Annotated in this window: 16 protein-coding genes and 1 pseudogene; 6 read left to right on the forward strand and 11 right to left on the reverse strand. The window is 59.2% G+C overall.

Annotated features, from left to right (window positions below):
• Positions 1-50: 50 nt before the first annotated feature.
• Positions 51-1,970, forward strand: coding sequence for a methyl-accepting chemotaxis protein (locus tag BSK43_RS29935; protein WP_077467173.1), 1,920 nt, complete (start codon positions 51-53; stop codon positions 1,968-1,970).
• A 100-nt stretch (positions 1,971-2,070) separates the two neighbouring features.
• Here BSK43_RS29935 and BSK43_RS29940 read toward each other — a convergent pair whose 3' ends face one another.
• Complete coding sequence (locus BSK43_RS29940; RefSeq protein WP_077467174.1) at positions 2,071-4,542, reverse strand: glycoside hydrolase family 3 C-terminal domain-containing protein; 2,472 nt, start codon at positions 4,540-4,542, stop codon at positions 2,071-2,073.
• A gap of 326 nt (positions 4,543-4,868) precedes the next feature.
• Between BSK43_RS29940 and BSK43_RS29945 the strand changes: the two genes are divergently transcribed.
• Positions 4,869-5,543, forward strand: a complete 675-nt coding sequence (locus BSK43_RS29945; protein ID WP_077467175.1) for a transglutaminase-like cysteine peptidase — start codon at positions 4,869-4,871, stop codon at positions 5,541-5,543.
• On the opposite strand, the gene BSK43_RS29950 is transcribed toward BSK43_RS29945, so the two are convergent.
• Positions 5,531-5,857, reverse strand: a complete 327-nt coding sequence (locus BSK43_RS29950; RefSeq protein ID WP_246662794.1) for a hypothetical protein — start codon at positions 5,855-5,857, stop codon at positions 5,531-5,533. The two genes, BSK43_RS29945 and BSK43_RS29950, sit on opposite strands and share 13 nt — an antisense overlap.
• A gap of 195 nt (positions 5,858-6,052) precedes the next feature.
• Between BSK43_RS29950 and BSK43_RS29955 the strand changes: the two genes are divergently transcribed.
• Positions 6,053-7,018 carry a DUF1402 family protein gene (locus tag BSK43_RS29955; RefSeq protein WP_077467177.1) on the forward strand — a complete coding sequence of 322 codons (966 nt, stop codon included), beginning with the start codon at positions 6,053-6,055 and terminating at the stop codon, positions 7,016-7,018.
• 51 nt (positions 7,019-7,069) lie between these two features.
• Here the strand turns inward: BSK43_RS29955 and BSK43_RS29960 are convergent, their stop codons facing one another.
• Positions 7,070-7,687 (reverse strand): hypothetical protein, encoded by a 618-nt coding sequence (locus BSK43_RS29960; protein WP_077467178.1) that lies wholly within the window; start codon positions 7,685-7,687, stop codon positions 7,070-7,072.
• Positions 7,688-7,896: 209 nt separating this feature from the next.
• Positions 7,897-9,024 (reverse strand): ROK family protein, encoded by a 1,128-nt coding sequence (locus tag BSK43_RS29965; RefSeq protein WP_077467179.1) that lies wholly within the window; start codon positions 9,022-9,024, stop codon positions 7,897-7,899.
• Positions 9,025-9,243: 219 nt separating this feature from the next.
• Between BSK43_RS29965 and BSK43_RS29970 the strand changes: the two genes are divergently transcribed.
• Positions 9,244-10,116, forward strand: coding sequence for a glycerophosphodiester phosphodiesterase family protein (locus BSK43_RS29970; RefSeq protein WP_077467180.1), 873 nt, complete (start codon positions 9,244-9,246; stop codon positions 10,114-10,116).
• A gap of 142 nt (positions 10,117-10,258) precedes the next feature.
• Here the strand turns inward: BSK43_RS29970 and BSK43_RS29975 are convergent, their stop codons facing one another.
• The 7 genes from BSK43_RS29975 to BSK43_RS30005 form a co-directional block, all read right to left on the reverse strand.
• Positions 10,259-10,714, reverse strand: a complete 456-nt coding sequence (locus BSK43_RS29975) for an RpiB/LacA/LacB family sugar-phosphate isomerase (protein ID WP_068392225.1) — start codon at positions 10,712-10,714, stop codon at positions 10,259-10,261.
• Between the two features lie 10 nt (positions 10,715-10,724).
• The gene (locus tag BSK43_RS29980; protein WP_077467181.1) at positions 10,725-11,495 is read right to left on the reverse strand and encodes a triose-phosphate isomerase; all 771 of its coding nucleotides are present in this window, start codon (positions 11,493-11,495) and stop codon (positions 10,725-10,727) included.
• Complete coding sequence (locus BSK43_RS29985) at positions 11,492-12,268, reverse strand: DeoR/GlpR family DNA-binding transcription regulator (RefSeq protein WP_077467649.1); 777 nt, start codon at positions 12,266-12,268, stop codon at positions 11,492-11,494. Before BSK43_RS29985 ends, BSK43_RS29980 begins: the two co-directional genes overlap by 4 nt.
• 118 nt (positions 12,269-12,386) lie before the next feature.
• Positions 12,387-13,325: a sugar-binding transcriptional regulator gene (locus tag BSK43_RS29990; protein ID WP_068392219.1), complete on the reverse strand. Its 939-nt coding sequence runs from the start codon at positions 13,323-13,325 to the stop codon at positions 12,387-12,389.
• A 126-nt stretch (positions 13,326-13,451) separates the two neighbouring features.
• On the reverse strand, positions 13,452-14,384 hold the full coding sequence (locus BSK43_RS29995; protein ID WP_068392216.1) for a TIM barrel protein: 933 nt from the start codon (positions 14,382-14,384) through the stop codon (positions 13,452-13,454).
• Positions 14,385-14,415: 31 nt separating this feature from the next.
• Positions 14,416-15,927, reverse strand: coding sequence for a glycerol-3-phosphate dehydrogenase (locus BSK43_RS30000; protein ID WP_077467182.1), 1,512 nt, complete (start codon positions 15,925-15,927; stop codon positions 14,416-14,418).
• 59 nt (positions 15,928-15,986) lie between these two features.
• Entirely contained in the window at positions 15,987-17,537 is a 1,551-nt protein-coding gene (locus BSK43_RS30005) for an FGGY-family carbohydrate kinase (protein ID WP_077467183.1), read from the reverse strand.
• Positions 17,538-18,427: 890 nt separating this feature from the next.
• Here BSK43_RS30005 and BSK43_RS30010 point away from each other — a divergent pair.
• Both BSK43_RS30010 and BSK43_RS30015 read left to right on the forward strand, forming a co-directional pair.
• A complete protein-coding gene (locus BSK43_RS30010; RefSeq protein ID WP_077467184.1) occupies positions 18,428-19,084 on the forward strand; it encodes a DUF2291 domain-containing protein in 657 nt (218 codons plus the stop codon).
• A pseudogene (locus tag BSK43_RS30015) lies at positions 19,081-20,624 on the forward strand (sugar ABC transporter ATP-binding protein). The gene BSK43_RS30010 and the pseudogene BSK43_RS30015 overlap by 4 nt, the downstream one beginning before the upstream one ends.
• The last annotated feature ends 4 nt before the right edge of the window (positions 20,625-20,628 follow it).

The following is a 20,628-nucleotide window of genomic DNA, read 5'->3' on the forward strand; positions in this document are numbered from 1 at the left end:
CATCAATACGATGCTTTTGATCACGTTATAATTAATCGGAGCGGCATAGAATGCGTATCAATATTAGATTTACATTATTCAGTCTTTTCGGCAGCTTGGCCGCGGTATCCATCGGTCAAGGCGTCGTCGCGCTTCATTCTCTTTCTGCCATCAGCGCGGCCACGCATTCCATCTCGGAAGACACCGTGCCATCCGTCCTGGCTCTCGGGCAGCTCAATTCCGATTATGGCGATCTGCGGGTCGAGCATTTGGGATACATGCTTGCATCCCCGGAAGCGCAACAGAAGATCCTATCGGAAATTGCGCAAACGCAGTCTCAAATCGACAAAGACCTGAAAGGCTCTCAGTCGACGCTCAGCAACGATGCCGAGCGCGCAATCTATCAAAAATATGCCGAAGCCGATGCCGCCTACCGACAGGTATGGGAACAGGCCAAGTCTCTCAAAGAGAATGGCAAGAATGGCGAAGCTATTGCTCTGCTGCTCGGTGACGGCAAGACGCTCTACGACAAGGCAGGCGAGTTCATTCAACAGGCGGTCGACCAGAACGTTGCGGACAACACGCAAAATCTGGAAACCACGAACTCCGCCGTCGAATTCAGCATTCTGTCGGTTTTTACGGCACTTGGGCTCGCCATCATCATTGGCGCCAGCGCGATGCTCTTGACCCTGCTCAGGGTGATCAGGCCGCTATCGCGCATGACAGCCTACATGACTCTCCTGAGCACGGGCGACACCACGAAAACCGTGCCCGAAAGCGGCCGCAAAGACGAGATCGGCGAAATGGCCGGCGCCGTCGAGACTTTTCGGCAAGCTGCCATTGAGAATAAGCGTTTGGAAGCCGATGCGGAGGCCAGCCGGCAGCGCGCCGAGCAGGACCGGCTTGCAGTGCAGCAGCAGGCGGAAGCCGATGCCGCCGAGCGGCTGCAGTTGGCGACATCCGGATTGGCTGCCGGCCTCAAGCGACTGGCATCGGGTGATCTGGCCTTCCAGCTGAACGAGGCGTTTTCCGTTGATTTCGAAGCTCTGCGGCATGATTTCAACAGCTCGATCCAGCAGCTGAGCACAACCCTCTCCGCAATTTCAAATGCCACAGTGACCATTGATAGCGGGACGCAGGAAATCAGCCATGGCGCAAGCGATCTTTCCAGACGCACCGAGCAGCAAGCGGCCTCACTGGAGGAAACAGCGGCCGCACTTGACCAGATAACCGCCAATGTCGGCAGTTCATCGAAGCGGGCCGAGGAAGCCCGGCAGGTGGCCAACCAAGCGAACGTGAACGCCATAAAATCGGGGGAAGTCGTCGCCCGCGCCGTCGATGCAATGACCCGGATCGAACAATCGTCAAACCAGATATCCAACATCATCGGCGTCATTGACGAGATTGCATTCCAGACGAACCTTCTTGCGCTCAACGCCGGTGTTGAAGCTGCAAGGGCGGGTGACGCGGGCAAGGGCTTTGCGGTGGTGGCGCAGGAAGTGCGCGAATTGGCGCAGCGCTCCGCGCAAGCTGCGAAAGAGATCAAGGCCCTCATCCGGTCGTCTTCGGCCGAGGTCGGCAATGGCGTTAAACTCGTCAGCGAGACCGGTGCGGTACTGAAGACGATCGAGGCCCAGGTGCTGACCATCAACCATCACATGGAAGAGATAGCGACATCGGCACGGGAGCAATCGGTCGGGCTGAGCGAGGTCAATACCGCCGTCAATCAGATGGATCAGGTTACCCAGAAGAATGCGGCCATGGTGGAGGAGACGACGGCTGCCAGCACTTCGCTGGCAAACGAGGCCGCCAATCTCGCACGCTTGATCGCCCGCTTCAAACTCGATGCCGGCCCGTCATCAACACTCCCGGCCTTGGTTGCTGGCCAACAGATGACCTCGCCTGCCCGCGCACTCGGACAGAAGTTAAGCCGCGCCTTTGGCGGCAAGACAGCAACAGCTGCCGCGATGAAGGAATGGTCGGAGTTCTAACAACAGCGCCGAAGCCGAAAGCCTGTCGAAAACTGACGATGCCCGGCAAAATCGCGCATCGTCAGTTTATCCGCGGCTCATGGATGGTTGTTCCACGAATTCAGATCGAGCGATCCGTAGTCTCGCCGATCCATTCCCTCCCAAGCTCGATTGTGACCGCCGAGCGGATGTCCGCAGCATTGGCGGCCACCAGCAATTCATAGCGACCGGCAGTGGCACGGAATGCTTTCGTCTCCTCATCGAAATAGCTGAGGTCGCGTGGGCGAACGAGCAGCGAGGCTGTGCCGGGTTCACCCGCCGCAAGCTGGAGCTTGGCAAAAGCCCGCAACTCCTTGTCCGGCCGCTCGATTGTGGAACCGAGCGGGCGCACATAAAGCTGAACAAGCTCAGATCCTCTTCTCCCGCCGATATTGGTGATGTCGACCGTGACGGTGATACCATCCGGAGCCATCTGTGTTGTCGACGTTTGCGCCCTGCCCCAGGAAAAGCTCGTATAGCCGAGCCCGAAGCCGAAGGGGAACAAGGGTTCTATGCCGCGCGTGTCATGATGGCGATAGCCGACAAAGACGCCCTCGGCATAGCGCACATGCCCATCCTTGCCAGGATAGACGGAAGGGTCACCGGTTATCGCGGAATTATCAGAGAGGCGCTTCGGAAAAGTCTGCGGCAAGCGGCCACCGGGTTCGGCATCGCCGAAGAGAACATCGGCAACTGCATGACCGAGCTCCTGGCCCGGATACCACATCTGCAGCACGGCCTTGACCTTGCCGAGCCACGGCATCTCGACGGGACCTCCGGTCTGTAGCACGACCACGGTGTTGGCGTTGACCGCCGCTACCCTTTCGATCAGTTCCTCCTGTCGGCCAGGCAGCCGCATATCGGGCAGATCGAGCCCTTCGGTATCCCATTGCCCATCGCGACCAACGAAGAGCAATGCCACATCCGCCTTGTGTGCCGTTTCGACAGCCTCTGCCATATCCGCCTCACCCAGAGGCTTTTCCACGCCGAAGCGCACGGCCGTCAGGTTGATGCCTTCCTCTGTCGTCGCCGGAGAACAGTATTCGACCACGATGCGCGATCTCTGGCCGGCCTCGAGATGGATGCCCTGACGCTGTTCGACATTGGCAGTGCCGAAATAATTGTCGCCGCGGCTCCAGCCGTCTGAGCCGTTGACCACCAGCCTGCCATCGACATAGAGCTTGGCAAGGCCCGCATTGGTCATACCGAAGACGTGTTCGCCGCTTTCGAGCGGCGTATAGAAAGCCGTCATCCGCGCCGAAAAGTCACTGGGATCGAGCTCAGGAGATGGCAAATCGAACCAGAAGAATTCACCCTTGTTCGCCGGCTCCGCCGCCACCGGCGAGCCTGCCAGGGTCCGGCCCCGGAAATACTCGACGCGCATCTCGCCGGAAAAGACATTGATGAGCCTATTGTTGCGGCAACCGGCGGCATATCGAATGCTGTTGGCATTCGACAAAGCCTCACGGATCCCCTCCAGCGGGCTGATCCTGTAATGCGCGGCGATCTGGGCGCTACCGCCGCCCATGACGCGAGCTTCCGCAGCGTTCGGTCCGATGACCGCGACATGTCCTAGCCCTGTCTTCTGCAGCGGCAAGATGCCGTCATTCTTCAGAAGAACCGCACCTTCCGAACCAAGCTCGCGGATCAGAGCCCGATCCTCGGGCAAGTCCACCGCATGCTCGGTCAGATCAGGCGCCCTCTCGAAGGCTCCGACACGCTCCAGCAATGTCAGGATGCGCCCGGCGGCAGCACGGATGGTCTCAGGCTTGACCTCGCCATCGCGCACCGCCTGCACGAGCTTTTCGCCGCGGTCGCGCGTCGGCCCCGGCATCTCCAGATCGAGGCCGGCATTGACGGTTGCCGCCGTCGAATGCGAGCCGAACCAATGGGACATGACGATGCCGCCAAATCCCCATTCCTCGCGCAGGACCGTCGTCAACAGCCATGGGTGTTCGCTGGTATAGGTGCCGTTCAGCCTGTTATAGGAGGACATGACCGCCATCACGCCGGCCCTTTTGACAGCCTGCTCGAATGGCGGCAGATAAATTTCCCGAAGCGCCCGCTCATCGATGTTAGAGGACATCGTTTGCCGTTCGATTTCGGATTCGTTGCCGGCGAAATGCTTGATCGTCGCGGCAATACCCTGGCTCTGTACACCCTGAATATAGGCGACGGCGAGTTCGGCGGTCAGCATCGGATCTTCCGAATAACATTCGAAGTTGCGTCCGTTCAGGCCGGAGCGATGGATATTGACGGTCGGTGCCAACAGGACGGAGGCACCTTTGCTCTTGGCCTGGCCGGCGAGCGCAACGCCCATGCGCTCGACGAGCGCAGGATTCCAGGTTGCACCGAGCGCAATGGCGACGGGAAAGCAGGCTGCATTGACGCCAGCGACCAGTGAGCCTGCACCCCGTGCACCGTTCGGACCATCGGTGACCTTGATCTTCGGAATACCGAGCCGCTCAACCGGCACCGTGGTCCAGAAATCAGCACCGGCAAGCAGCGAAACCTGCTCCTCAAGCGTCATCTGGTCAAGAATATGGTCGATCATAAAGCGTCCCTTAATGTTCCCTGGTCGCTCTCCGTCCACTCGGTGCCGGAGATTCGTATTTGAAGTAAGCAAATCATAAACGCGTTCGAAACACTTCAGCAATCATGATATGTCGATGAAATAACATATCTTTTTCCAGTAACAGAGCTTAGCAGCGCCAAGATCCCCTAGTCTCTATCCAGGTGAAATCGCAAATACGGCGCCTAATCTGGTGCGCGAAGCATGCCTGGCCTCCGAAAAACGCCGCTTCGCTAAAATGCGAATAATCTTGTTCCGAATAAATTTGACCGCATCGGATTTCATGGCCTCAGTTCATGGAGCCGAGTATGCGTTCGTTTCTAGTCGCTGCAAGCTTTCTCTTCGTTGCCGGTCTGTTGTTCTCGACCGCGACAACTGCAAAACCCGTGGCCAACGTGGCCGCAACGAATGCACATCAATTCGCGAGCGTCATCACGGATGCGAGCGTGCCCGTCGGCTGGGCCGGCTTCTGTGCTGCTCAACCCGCCGAATGCGCGACCGGACCGAAGAGCGCCGAAAGCGTCACCATCGACCGGGAGCACTGGACGCAACTGCAGCAGATCAACGGCCTGGTCAATCACGAGATCCAGGGCATCAGCGACAATGACCATTATGGCATCTACAAAATGGGTATCATCAATTGGTGGACCTACCCCGACGATGGCGCCGGCAACTGCAACGACTATGTCCTTTTGAAAAGAAAGCTGCTGGTCGAGGCTGGTTGGTCCCCTTCCGCATTGCTGCTGACGGTGGTTCTCGACAAGCACAATGAGGGGCATCTGGTGCTGATGGCCCGCACGAACGACGGCGATCTCATCCTCGATAATCTCACCGACACGATTAAAGCCTGGGACGCGACCGGCTACACCTTCATCAAGCGCCAGTCTGCCGACAATCCGAACAGCTGGGTTCGCCTCGAATCGGGCCGCACACCTGAAGAACTCGCCATGATCAGCAAGGCGCTTGCCGCTCATTCACAGTGATTGGCTGACCAATAGCTGTCGACAAGACTTCTGCCATCCTGATCCAACACGGCAAAATTGCCAGGTATGATGACGAAGAAGCGCTGACCGTCATCTCCTGTAGAAGGCGTGTCAACGCGACCGCAGACGACGAAACCCGGCATGCGTTCGCTCGGCTTGGCTGCCAGGATATGGATGGCGGATGCCGGCACCTCGACCCGTCGCTCGACCGCGGCCTTGGCCAAGGCCGGTACATCGGCCATCGTCGGCAGAGCCTCGCCCGGGGCGGCTGCAAGTAAGACACTTCCTGCCACAACAAGATGTTTCAACGGCACCCTCACGACAGTGAACACGGCAAACTCAAACCCGCCGCGGCGGTATCGCCATGCGTCTTTGCAGCCGCAGGCTGTCTTGGACCAAGTTTATTGTGATTCGCCGGGCAGAAGAAGCACCAGCCCTTGCCTTTGCAGGCCGATCGATTAAGAAGATCGTCCCCGTGCCGGGGAATATTTTTGAGAGTTAACTTGCGAATGCGTACAAGCCTGTCGAAAATTCCGGCATTCACTCTTCTTGCTGCCCTTGCATTGACAAGCGCCTGCCTTGGGCGTGAACTGGTGCGCGTGCCTCCTGGAAATCGCAATAGCGAGCAGCCGCCGATACCCAACACATCGGCATTGCGGGCCAAGGCGTTCAACACGACCTATGAAGAAAAGTATCAGAAGATCGTCGGCGTGCTTCGCGACGACAAGGATCTGATGGCGTCGATCAAGAAGGCCGCGCAAGCCTATCAGATCGATCCCATCCATATCGTTGGCGCCCTGGTCGGTGAACACACCTACAACATCACCATCGTCAACAGGGTGAAATCCTATTACGTCAAGGCGCTGGCCTATTCGCAGTCAGACTTCAAGTTCAGCTACAAGGACGTTACCGTTCAGTCCTTCCTGAAGAAACCGGAATTCGCCCATTGCGACGCCTTCACGGGCAGCGCGGAATTGTGGGAATGCCGCGACGAGACCTGGGACAAGAGCTTCCGCGGCAAGGTCATCGATGGCGTCACCTATGAGAACATGACGTTCCAGCGCGCCTTCTTCCAACCTTTCTTCGCTGGCCAGACCTTTGGTCTTGGTCAGATCAGCCCGCTAACGGCGCTCGAAGTGACCGATCTGGTCCATTCCACCAGCGGGCTGGCGAAGCTCTCGGCCGATGACCCGCAGGCAATCTATCGCGACATCATGGATCCCGACCGCAGCGTTATCTACATCGCAGCGATCGTTAAGGACGCAATGAACGTCTATAAAGCCCAGGGCTTCGACATTTCCGACAATCCTGGCCTGACCGCGACGCTTTATAATGTCGGGCAGCCACGACGCCGAGCGCTTGCCTTGCGGCAGATGGCGGATGCTGCCGGCGGCAAGAAATTGCCTGAGGAAAATTATTACGGCTGGCTGGTCAATGACAAGCTGACTGAGTTGCGCGGCCTGCTGGGAGAGTAACGAGGCAAGCAGCGGGCATGCTTATAGGTCGGCTGGCCTATGTTCTAAGCTTTAAGCGATCATCTCGATACGGCCGTCCGCCAGCCTGCTCTCGACCCAAGCGCGCTCATTCTGCCAATCATGTCGCTTCCAGCCCTGCCAGCCAAAGCCGCATAGTTTGATATCCCAATCGGGCGCTGGAAAATTTGCCAACGCGTAACAGATGCCGAGGAAGCCGGTACTTGGAAAAACCTTGTGCATCCGCGGCCCGGAAATGCCGAGTTCGGCGCAGCCGTCTGCGTAAAACTGCGGCGGCAGGATGCGGATTTCCTTGCCGGCATGCCCCATGAGTTCAATCGTGTGCATGGTCCAATCGGCACGCCCCCCTCGCAAACGCTGAAAAATATTCGGTCGAGGGTGATATTTGCGAATGATCTCGGGATGATAGGCGAGCATCAGCACGTTCGTGGATTTGAGTGCGGCATTCTCCAGAAAAGAAGGATCGATCATCCGGCGATGCAAGGTCTTGCTCGAAGCAGCCACCATCAGCATGTCCGTGCGCGAACCACTCATCTCATCAGCGAGATTGGGTTCGTTGAAGCGCATGACGAATTGCCCGCTCTCCACGATGGCGGAGATATCGCGCTCGAGTTTTCCATTGCCGATAATAATAGCAGTCTTGCGCGCCACTTTCGGTCGTCCAGCAAACTCTGACGGTGAACTATCAATGCCTTCTGACAATGCGCTGAACCGATGATGAAGCGGAACTGAAATCCGGTTGCCTGTCCGGGGGAGACAAGGCAGTCTTCGAGCGGCTGGCTATGCCCGCCCCTTCACATTGTCGCGGGGGGTTGAGAGGACCTTGCTCATCAAAATGCGCGCCGATTAAGGCCGCTATGTTACAAAAAGTAACGGAACTTGAACGGCAGGAGCGCGGCGCCGGTGGCAGCAGCATCCCCTTTCACTTCGCTGAGAAGCAGTTGCGCCTCCGCCGGCGCCACGCCATAGCGGTGACGACGCCTTGAGGGCATGCTTGTGCGCGATATCATCATCCGTCCAAGCTCCGCCGGCAATTGTCCCCCGAACACGATGGCCTGCGGATCGAGCACGCCGATCAAGGTGGCGATCAATCGATCGAGCATCGGCTTGGTTTCATCCAGCCAGTCTTGCACGCCCGGCCAGGACGGATCGAAGTTCTGGCGCAGGTCTCCGATCGAAGCTATGGGGATGCCATTCTCTCGCAAGCTTGTGATCAGGTATTGCAGGGCCGGTCTCCGCGGCGACTCGTCAGGATTATAGATGACGCTGAATTCCCCGGCATTGCCGTGGAAACCGAGATAGGGCCTGCCCTCCAGCACAAGGCCGCCGCCAAATCCATAATTGAAAGAGAGATAGGCAAAGGTCTGGCACCGGCGCCCGACGCCACGCAGGCTCTCGCCGATCGCCCCGGTCGTCGCATTGTTTTCCAGCCAGACGGGCAGTTGGAAGATTTCCTCCAGTTCCGGGCGCAGATCGATCAACGACCAGTCCCGTAGGGGTTCGGGGGCGTTGAAGACATGATTGTCCAACACAAAAAAGCCCGACATGGCAAAGCCGAGCCCGGCAAGGCGCTCGCGCGCTATGCCATGCCTTTCCAGGAGGGACTGAAGCGCTCGAGAAAGCGCGGCAAGCGTTGCCAGGCGATCGCTCGGGACCATCTCCAACGCCTCTTGCGCAATGATATTGCAGCCGAAGTCGGCAAGAGACAGGATTGCGGAGTCGGTGTTGATGGAAATGCCGACGGAACAGGCCGATTCCTTTACCAGCTCGATCGTCGGGCTGGGTTGACCGCGTGTGCCCTTGAGCGGTGCCGCGGCGCGAAGCAAACCGCGTGATATGAGCGCCTCGATCAGACGATGGACCGATTGCTGTGCGAGATTGGTATGTCCGGTAATCGCCGCCCGTGCGATCGGCTCGTGGCGGCGAACGATATCAAGGATGAGCCGTTCGTTTTCACTCGCCATTGGAGATGTTTCAAAGGCACTCATCGATACAATCCCGGTCTTTCCGCTCGCGCTTTAGCCGCTTGCGCGCCTGCCTGCAATCCAACAGCATTGCAATTTCATAGGAGCCGTCATAAATACTACACTTTGTGTGTATTAATGGAAGCACGCTGGCGGCGCCTGCGAGCAACGAGTCGGCGCCAGAACCGTTCGCTTTGCCTCCCTCAACCACCAGACATTCAATTCGCCCCAGAAAGCCATATCATGCCCAGCCAGACTGCCACCCTCCCATCGTCCCGCCCTTCCGATGTCTACGAGCTTCTGTCGCGCGGCAACCCAGACATTCTTGCCATCGCGCATCGCGGCGTTTGGTCGGCCGCACCTGAGAATTCGCTCACCTCAATCCGGGCCGCAGCCGAACTTGGCGTCGAATTCGTCGAACTCGACACACAGGCAACGTCCGATGGGCATCTCGTCCTCATGCACGACAGCACCCTCGATCGCACCACTTCGGGCAAGGGTGTCGTTGGCGCAAGCAGCTTCGCGGCGGTTCGTGATGCGCGCCTTCGCGCAGGTGCAGGCGGCGAAACCGCGGCCTTGACGGATGAGCGCGTACCAACACTCGAGGAAGCCCTGGAAGAGGCGCGCGGACGCGTCTTCGTCAATATCGACACGAAGTTTCCGCATGAACTGCCGCTGGTGATTGCAACGGTGCGCCGGCTTGGCGTGGAAGACAATGTCATCATCAAATCGGATATCGAGCCGCAGAGCGGCAGCTTTGCCGTGCGCGATGCCGATTGGTTCGGCTCGATCCCTTACATGCCGATGTTCCGCGTCAGGCCCGGTAAGTTCGCCGAAGACCTCCGGCTGATCGAGCCGCTGCACGTGCCGATGGTCGAGGTGAAATTCATCGATATCGCCGATCTGGCGGCCGGGCGCGAGGAGCTTGAGCGTCAGAACATCCGACTGTGGATCAACACGCTCGATGTCTCTCACAACCTCGATTTCAACGACAGCCGCGCGCTCAAGGACCCGGAGGCTGTGTGGGGAGCGCTAGTCTCAGCCGGCGTCGGCGCCATCCAGACGGACACCAATGTCGAGTTCAAGCAATGGCTTGCGGGCCGCGCGGGAAGATAACCGGCGCGCATCCAGAGCGTTTTTCTACGCATTCCGGACGGAAAACCGCTGCGCACTTTTCTTGGAAATGCTTTAGCCACCAGATACAGACAAGCCCGGCCGAGATGATCGACCGGGCTTGCTGCGTCTTGGGAGACTGGCCTTAGCGAGCGTTATACTTCGCGTCGACCTCGTTGATGGCCTTGACGTTACCAGCGGACCGGCCCTTCTCGTCGAAGGTCTGGGCCAGGAAAGCGTCCGCAATGGCCTTGGCAAGCTCGGTGCCGATAACGCGGGCGCCCATGGTGATGATCTGGGCGTTGTTCGACAGCGCAGCGCGCTCGGCCGAATAGGTGTCGTGGGTCAGGGCCGCACGAATGCCCGGCACCTTATTGGCGGAAATGCTCACGCCGATACCAGTGCCGCAGACGAGGATCGCCTTGTCATAGGTGCCGTCGATGACACCGGAGGCGACACGGTCGGCAAGGTTGGCATAGAAGTCATCCGGGCCGTCCTCGGTGCGCGACACTTCGCTCACTTCGAAGCGGTCCTTGAGGTGATCGGCGAGAACCTTGGCGAGGCCTTCGCCGGCGCTGTCTCCAGCAATTGCAAGCTTCATGGTAGTCTCCTTAGAGTTTGGCCGCGCACTTCGCGAGAATGTCGAGATAGCCTTCGACGTTCCAGGCTGAGCGCCCGATGAAAAGCCCGTCTACATTCGGGCAGGAAATGAGTTCTTCACAATTCTGCGGATTGACCGATCCGCCGTAGAGGCATGGAATCTTCCGGCCGAGCACCTTCTGCGCGACCGCGATGATCTCGGCCTGGCGGGCATCAGCATAGGACGGTTCGGCCGGGATTCCCTTTTCGCCGATCGCCCAGACCGGCTCATAGGCCAGCAGGATCTGCGCCTGCTTCTGCTGCGCAGAAAGCTTCGAGAGCGCTCCGATCACCTGCTCGCTCAGGATCTCCGTCGCACGCCCACTTTCGCGATCGTTCAACGTCTCGCCGATGCAGATGAGCGGGATCAGGCCATGGCGAACGGCCGCCTCGGTCTTCAAGCCCACCGTCTCGTTGGTCTCGCCGAAATGCTCCCTGCGTTCGGAATGGCCGAGTTCGACGATGTCGAGATTGCAATCCCTCAGCATCAATGGCGAGATCTCACCCGTCCATGCGCCCTGGTCAGCCCAATGCATGTTCTGGGCGCCGACCTTGACCGAGCTTTCCGAGAGAATGGTCTTGACCTCGCGCACGGCGGTAAACGGCGGAATGATGAAGCGCTGGATGCGCTCATCCCTTAGCGCATCGGCGCCGCGCAGAGCCTCGGCAAAGGCGCGTGCTTCCGCCAGCTTCTTGTTCATCTTCCAGCTCGTGCCGATCCAATAGCGGGGTGTCTCTGTCATGTCATATCCTGGTTGGAAGCAATGGTAAGCGTGATGCCGTCACGGCGGAATTGCTCGAGAATGGCGGCATCAGGCGCGTGATCTGTTATCACCGCGTCGAAATCGGCAAGATCGGCCATCACATGCAGGGCGGTGTGCCCTATGCGCTGATGGCTGACGAGCAGGCAGCTCTTGGCGGCCGACGCGATCATCGCCCGCTTCGTGCGCACGACATTGTCGTCCATATGATAGGCGAGTCTACCCGATATGGCCGGCGTCGACAGGAAGGCGATATCGGCGCGCAGCCGCGACAGCGCCTCCTCGGTGACGACGCCCAGAAAAGCGTTGAACTTGGCGGAATAGATACCGCCGAGTGCGATCAGCGTGATGCCGCTTTCGTTTCTCATGCGATCTATGATCGCGGCATTGTTGGTGATCAGTGTCAGCGGACGCTTCTGCAGCAGCATCTCGCCCAGAACGGCCGCCATCGACCCATCATTGACCATGACAGTCATGCCCGGCTCGACCAGTTCCAGCGCGCAATGCGCCATGCTGAGCTTTTCGTCGTGCCCTTGCCGCTCTCGAAACCGAAAATCGCTCTCGAACTGCGTGCCGGCGTCGATGGTCGCACCGCCGCGAACCTTGCGCAGCACGCCCGCCTGCTCGAGATCGTCCAGGTCGCGATGAATGGTCATCTTGGACACGGTGAAGCGATCGGCCAGATCATCGAGATCGACGGTCTTGTGCTCGATGAGCAGATTGATAATCGCTTGCTGGCGCTCTTCCCGTTTCACCTTGCCCTCCGGCCATTGGCCCGAATGGTAATGAACAAGATATAACATTAAAATCTCTCAATTCAACATTTCAATTGTGATATTGAGATGAAATTATGTTGTTTTAGCTGAAGCCAGGCTAGGTCTTCAGCAGGGCTCTCGCTGTTCTTTCGTCCGTGATCAAGCCATAAAGACAGCGGCTCTTCAGAACCGCCCGGATAGCCTCCACCTTCGGCAGGCCGCCCGAGAGCGCCACCAGCCGCTCCTTCTTCGAACGCGGCAGCGATGCCGACAGCGTTCGCGCCGTCAGTGTCGTCTCGATGATATTGCCATCGGCATCGAAGAAGTGGCCGAGGATTTCGCCGACGCCGCCAGCTGCGGTGACTTCCTTGATCTCGCGTGGTTCCACCATGCCCGAGAGCACGAGCTGAGCATCCGTATCGACCGTGCCCAAACCGACGAGTTTCAGCTCGGCGCCGTTTGCAAGCTCGAAGACTTCCTTGACGCCGCGTTGCGCCAGCAGCACATCGCGATCCTCGTGCGTGTTGGCAAAGAACGGCACCGGCATCACATGCGCCTGCATGCCCGTCTTCTCTGCGATACGATGCATCACGTCATAGGGGTTGGCGGCGTAGTTTCTCGTCAGTCCGCCGAGCAGCGAGACGAAGCGCAGGTCCTTGGCATTGACGCGAGACAGATGATGGACGGCAGACGACAACGTACGGCCATGGCCGAGGCCGATGACCTTGTTGTTGCCGCTCTCGATCTCACGCCGCAAAAAGCCGGCGCCCGCCTGCCCAAGGGCGCGGAATTCGAAGCCTTCCTCGCCGAGGTCGGGCGCCACCTCGCAATATTGCAGGCCGAAACGTGCCGCGAGTTCCGTTTCAAGCTCAACGCATTCGACAATGTCGCCGTCGATCGTCACCTTGACGACACCTTCGGCAACCGCGCGTGCGATCAGCCGATGCGCCTTGACCGAGGGAACGCCAAGGCGCTTGGCCACCTCGGACTGCGTCAATCCCCCGGCATAGTGCAACCAGGCCGCCCGCACGGCCAGCGAAGCGTCAGCATCCGTCATCGACCGTTCCTCTTCGTTTCGTTGCGCATATCACTCCACCCGCTTGCGTCAGATCCCGACTTGTTTCCTCCGACATCACCTCATCACTGATTTGACTGCAGAATCGGGACTCAGTTGCTTCTGCGGCTAGATATGCAAGTCACTGACGCCCGTGTCGATATGAGGGGCCCAGAAGGCGATACTTTCGGCGATCTGCGAGATGACCTCACGATCGTTGGGCTCGCGCTCCTTGAACGACAATTCCAGGCAGATCTCGTTGTCCTTGGCGCCACCCTTGGCGAAAGCTTCCAGCAGCGGCGCCGGCTGGATACGGCCCTTGGCGTTGAACTCGGCAGTAAAGGGCCGATGGCCGCCTTTGTCCATCAAGCTCTGCTTGATATGGATGATCGGCGACACTTTGGGAACGGCGCGCGCCCAGGCATAGGGATCGTAATCGTCTGGATTGGCCGAGGTCACGTCGCCATGGTCGATATCGGCCATCATCCGCATCGGCACGGCAAGCTGCGCCTTCGTCAGCCGATCCTGCAGCGCCAGGCAGGATTCGATGGTCTCGCCGAATTCGCGGCCGATGCTCATCGGTTCCCAGAATACGTAGGAGAGGCCGGCGGCCCGCGCATGCTCTGCCACCTCGCCCCAGCAGTCGATGGCAATCTTGATCAGTTCTTCGCGGCGTGCCGGATCGTCGTAATCCTTATAGGTGAAGATCGCGAATTGCGTGCCGACCGAATGGCCGCCGAGATCAGCCGTAATATCGGCAAAGGTCTTGAACCAATCGACATAGTAGCGCCGCACATCCTGATCCGGATGGCCGAAATGGTTGAGACGGCCATAGGGACCGGTCATGCCCGAGGTGACGCGAACGCCGGTGCGTCTCAGAGCTGCCTGCATATCGCGCGTCAAACGGCGAATAATCGGAGCCTGCCAACTGGGATTGATGAATTCATGAGTCAGTTGCAGATCGCGGATGCGCAAATCCCGCGCAACCGTTTCGATCAGGTCGGCGGGTTCCGCAAAGCGGTTTACCAGCGGGTTCGTATTGAGTGAAAGCGTCAAGGGCATGGATATCGGTTCCCGGCAATGATCGAATGGGTCAGGCGGCCAGCGCCAGTTCGGCGTCGAACCAGGCGGAGAACGCCGCCTTCTCCTCAGCCGTCATGCGCAGCGCCTCCTTGGTACGGCGCCTGATGACATCTTCTGCCGTCTGCGCCCATTCCGAAGCAGCGAGATAACGGGCTTCCGCCTCGTAGAGATTGCCGCCGAAATGCCGGCCGAGCCCTTCCAGCGAGGCTGCGTCGCCGACGATCTGTTTGGTGCGAGCGCCATAGAGATGTCCGTAATGGTTCATCAGCTCGCGTGGCATCCAAGGATAGGCGGAACGCAAGGATTCGGCAAAAGCCACATAGTCGGCGTTCGGAATGTCGCCACCCGGAAGCTTGGCATCGCGCGTCCAGTCACCGCCCATCTTCGGAAAGAACTTGGCGAGCTTCTGCATCGCATGTTCGGAGAGCTTACGGAATGTGGTGATCTTGCCGCCGAAGACATTGAGGAGCGGCGCACCGCCCGTCTCGTCGAGGTCGAAGACATAATCGCGCGTCACGGCCGAAGGATTGCCCTTGCCATCATCGAATAGCGGGCGAACGCCGGAGAAGCTTTCCAGCACGTCGGAGCGACGCAGCTTTTCCTTGAAATAGCGATTGACGGCGGTGATCAGATAACCGATTTCCGTCTCGTCGGCCTTCACCTCTTCAGGCTTGCCCTCATAGGGAATATCGGTGGTGCCGATCAGCGCCTTGTCGCCCTCGTAGGGGTTGATGAAGATCACGCGCTTGTCATGGTTCTGCACCAGATAGGCGTGCGGCCCGTTCCAGAATTTCGGAACGATGATATGGCTGCCCTTGACCAGGCGAACGCTGCGTCGGCTGTTGGAACCGGCAACGCGGTTGATGATATCGTTGACCCAGGGGCCCGACGCATTCACCAGAACCTTGGCGCGCACCGTGCGGACTTCGCCGGAATGCGCGTCGCGGATCTGGACGGTCCAGTTGCCCTCTTCGCGGCGCGCGCTGATGCAGGCCGTGCGCGTCAGGATCTGCGCGCCCTTGGCGGCAGCATCGAGCGCATTGAGAACGACAAGCCGGGCGTCATCAACCCAACAGTCGGAATATTCGAACCCCTTGGAGTATTGATCAAGAATCGGCGCTCCCTCGGGATCGCGATGCAGATCGAGCGACCGTGTGCCGGGCAGCTTCTTGCGGCCGCCGAGATGGTCATAGAGGAAGAGACCGAGGCGCACGAGCCAGGCCGGGCGATCCGTGGGGCTATGCGGCAGCACGAAGCGCATCGGCCAGATGATATGACTTGCCGAGTTCAGCAGCACTTCACGCTCAATCAGAGCCTCCCGCACCAGACGGAATTCGTAATATTCGAGGTAACGCAGGCCGCCATGGACCAGTTTTCCGGAGCGAGACGACGTTCCTTCAGCCAGATCTCCCTTTTCGCACATCATGACCGAAAGGCCCCGGCCGGCCGCATCGCGGGCGATACCGGCGCCATTGATGCCGCCGCCGATCACGAAAAGATCCAAGATTTCCGGTTCAGTCATGTCATGCTCCTTCGGATGCCTCAGGCATCATCAAATCAAACTTCACGGGCGGCGCCGGCCTAGTGCTGCGCCAGCTTGTCCCAGGCGGGCGCAATCGCTTCCCGTACGTCCTTGTAGGCGTCGAACAGCCGGTCGTAGCGCGCGGCATCCTCGGCATTCGGTGCCTCGGCTTCGCCAAGCAACGGCGTCACCCATTCGGCGATGCAGCTGTCCATGTCCGCATAAGCGCCAATCGCAACGGCGGCCATCATCGCAACCCCGGCGGCACCCGCTTCTTCGCGGTCGGAAATCCTCACGGGTGCATTGACGGCTGCCGATAGAGAGCCGCGCAGAGCGCGTGAGCGGGCCGCGCCGCCGGTAATGCGCAGTTCCGAGGGCATATCGCCCATGGCCGCATAACAATCGCGCGTCGCCATGCCGAGGCCCTCGACGACGGCGCGCAGCATGTCGGCAAAGCCATGACGGGTCGAAAGCCCTGTGAAGCCGGCGCGCGCATGCGCATTGACGAAGGGGCCACGCTCCCCGGCTTCCGAGATATATGGATGATAGAGAAGATTGGTCGGGCGGCTTTCGGCAAACCAGGCATCGATGCGCGGAATGAGGTCCGAATAGGACACTTCACGCCCACCTTCGGACATCAGATCGGCGGCAATTCTCAAGATCCAGTCGACGTTGATCGTCGCGCCCATATTGGTCTGAACCTGCGTAACGATACCCGGAATCGGCAATGCGATGACATAGCCGGTTCCCTCGACATTGAGCTGAACGTCGGGCACGGCCTTCGCCCGCATGTGGACGCCCGTCGAACCGATCGTCGAGCAGGCTGCATTCTGGCCGCCTGTTCGCACGCCGGCGCCGAGTGCGGTCATGACCATGTCCACGTAGCCGAGGCAGACCGGCGTTCCCGCAAGCAATCCCGCTGCCTTGGCGGCTTCTGCGGTCAACGGATGACTGGTCTCGGTGCCGTCGATGATTTCGGGAAGAAGCGAACGCCGGCGTGCAAGGCCGAGCGCATCGATCACAGTCGAATCATATTGACGGTTGCGGAAGTTGCCGAAGGTAAAGCTTGCCTCGGACGGATCGGTCGCGCGCACGCCGGTCAGGTTCAGATAGAGCCAGTCCTTGCAATGCAGCGACGCCTCTGCCCGATCGAGAAGCTCCGGCATGAAGCGATCCATATGGGCAAGCTGTGCGCCTTGCTGGCAGGTATTGAGGCCGGTTCCGGTCGCTTCAAAACGCGCGCGGTTACCAGATCCCGCGCTAAGCCGCGTCACGGTTGGTGCCGCGCGGGCATCAAGCCAGAGCCAGGCATCACCAACCGGCCTATCGCCTGAACCGACAAGCCAGGTGCCGTCGCCCTGCCCCGTTACCGCAATAGCGGCGGTTCGAGCGGCGAGATCCGCCACCTTCTCTCCGAGACCACGCAAGGCGCTGACGCAATCCGACCAGGTTTGACCCAGCGACTGCGTCACCGAACCGTCGTCGCCTGTTTCATAACGATTTCGCGCCGAGGCCGACGCGATCTGCCGTCCGGACAATTCGAAGGCCACAGCCTTGAGAACGGATGTTCCCGCATCGATCCCGATGATGATCCCATCACCCTTAGGCATTGCGTGCCAACTCCAACATCACGCACCCAACGATAGGCGCATTCGATTTCGCCAAAAGCATTTTCTTTCCTCCCGGCACGCCCCTCGGCACAAGCCACGCCCCGAGTCGCCTGCCTCACGACTCGACAAGGACGTTTACTAGTGGAGCATCAGCCATATCCGAAACCAACCGCATCACCGGATTGCGCGCAACGGTAATCCGCTACAGCGATCACAGATATATAACACAGACATACCATATTGGCAGTAAAATTTTTCTGGTGTTGTAATTTTTTTCATATAAAATGGGTGATGTCAATTCCCGTATGGCGCTGAAGAGGAGACGTCGCGGCGAATTGGGGAAGAGAATGGCGAGGACAACCACCACTGAAAACGAATATCGGCTGCAGCCCGGCAGGCTCGCCGCAGTGTTGAATTTTATTGTATTTTACCAGATAGTTACGTCCGCATCCTCGTAGTGAATGAACCCAAACGTTACGGCCGACGGCGATTGTTAAGCTAGATTGCCGAACCGAAGCCGCAGATCACCCGGCACGAGAAGCACTCGCTTGCAGAATGACCCGCATCACACAGAAGTCAGCAAATGGCGATTGACACACTCTGAAATTTATAACATATGAATTACGGTTATTAACATACTTATATCACAATAGTCGCATGAATGACCACTTGTGAAACCGAGCCGGCGACCAGGGGAGACAGTCGCCTGCATGATGAGGAGGCTCCTGATGTTGAACTCTCTTTCCGGTAATGGCTTGAAGCAAAGCCGAGCGGAACGTCCGCAGGTCCGAATGCGCAGGCCCGGCCTCCGCTAGATCTTTGCCAGGATTGCAGCACCTTTCTCCCTCTCCATCAGGCAATCCGGCTGATATGCCGAAGGTCGTTTGAACATGAATACGCAAACTCAATACGCAACTGCCAAGCCGACCGGCTCCAAGCTCAAGATCGCAGTGGGCATCGCCGCCGTCGTGATCGTGATTGGCGCCATCGCCGCCGATACCAAGGTGGTCCAGATCGGCTCTGCCCATGATGTGCGCGAACAGGGCTTCCAGCCGGAGACCTATGGCGCCCAGGAATTTCCGAAGGTCCTGGCCGATGTCTCGCAGCGCGCTGTCGATGCAGTGACGCTCGCCAATGCCGTGCTTGCCGACAAGAAGGCCGCCGGCGAGAAATACGGCGTCGCCACCAGCACCGGCCCCGTGGTCCCCGTCACACTGACCGGCACGTTTGGTGACCGCAAGGCCAATCTGAACGACTTCAAGGTCGAGGGAATGCCCGACGGCGTAACCGTTCGTGTCCAGACAGGCCCGGCAGTCAACGGCACCGATCTGCGCGATGCCACCGGCAAGATCGCATTCGGCCAGTTCACCAATCAGATCGAATATCAGGATGCCGGCTCGGCCATCAACAACGAGATGAAGAAGACGACGCTCGCCAGCCTCGACCCGGAAAAACTGACCGGCAAGACAGCAACCGTCGTCGGCGTATTCAAGCTCATCAACCCCAAGAACTGGCTCGTCACTCCTGTAAAGGTCGATGTGAAATGAGCCAGACACAAGAGAAAGACGCCGGCACGGGCGAAGTCGTTCTCGCCGCCCGCAATATCGCAAAGTCCTATGGCAATGTTCACGCACTGAAGGGTGTGAACTTCGACATTCGCCGCGGCGAAGTCACGACGCTGTTCGGCGAAAACGGCGCCGGCAAGTCGACGCTGATGAAGATCCTCTCCGGCGTGATTCAGCCGACATCAGGCGAAATCATCCTCGACGGCACCCCGATCTCGTTTGCCTCCTCGACACATGCCCGCTCCTGCGGCATTTCCATCATTCACCAGGAATTGAGCCTCGCGCCCAATCTCAGCGTCCGTGACAATATTTTCATGGGTCGGGAGATCATGAAGGGCGGCGCAGTCGATTTCGCCGAGGAAGAGCGCCAGACCCGGGCGCTGATGGAAGAACTGGAAGAGCATATCGACCCGCTGACGCCAGTCGAGGATCTGCGCCTCGGCCAGCAGCAGATCGTCGAAATCGCCCGCGCGCTTTCGGTCAACTCGCGCATCCTGATCATGGACGAGCCGACATCGGCGCTCAGCGCCACGGAAGTCGAGGTTCTGTTCAAGGTCATTCGCGACCTGACGGCCCGTGGCGTATCCATCGTCTATATCTCGCACCACCTCGAAGAGGCGCTGCAGATCACCAACCATGCTGTCGTTCTGCGCGACGGTGCCATGACGGCCTATGCCGAGCGCAAGGACATCGATCTCGAATGGATCGTGCGCAACATGGTCGGCGAGAATTTCGATCTCGGAAGCCCGCCGAGCGGTTACACGATGGGCGACGTCGCGTTGACGATCGACAATCTCACCGTTCCCGGCCCGTCCGGCGCTGCCTATAATGCCGTCGACCGGATGTCGCTGCAGGTTCGCGCCGGCGAGATCGTCTGCATTTACGGGCTGATGGGCGCCGGCCGCACGGAACTGCTCGAATGCGTCGCAGGACGGCTGAAATCAAGCGGCGGCCGTGTATTGCTCGGCAAGAACGATCTCGCAATCTCAGCATCGCCGGCCGCATTGGCCAGGGTCTGGTTCTGGTGCCGGAAGACCGGCAGCGCGACGGTCTGGTCCAGACGATGACCGTTGGCTCGAACCTGTCGCTCGCCAGCATCGGCGCTTTCACCAAGGGCCTCTTTACGTCAAGCGGGCGCGAGCGGACGTTGGTCAACGAGTCCATCCGCAAGGTTCATATCAAGACCGACGGTGGCGACGCTGCGATCGGCTCGCTTTCGGGCGGCAATCAGCAGAAGGTAGTCATCGGCAAGATGCTGGCGACGCAGCCCAAGGTGATCCTGCTCGACGAGCCGAGCCGGGGCATCGACATCGGTGCCAAGGCCGAAGTCTTCAAGCTGCTGGCCGAGCGCGCCAAGGAAGGCCTGGCGGTGATCTATTCGACCTCGGAAGTCGCCGAGTGCCTCAGCATCGCCCATCGCATCATCGTCATGCACCGCGGCAAGATTTCAGCCGAATTCGGTCCCGACGTCCCCAAAGAGAAGATCATGGCCGCCTCGGGCGAAGCAGTGGTCGCGCACTAGCCGC

This window comes from Rhizobium sp. P44RR-XXIV (genome assembly GCF_001999485.2).
Lineage (GTDB): Bacteria > Pseudomonadota > Alphaproteobacteria > Rhizobiales > Rhizobiaceae > Rhizobium.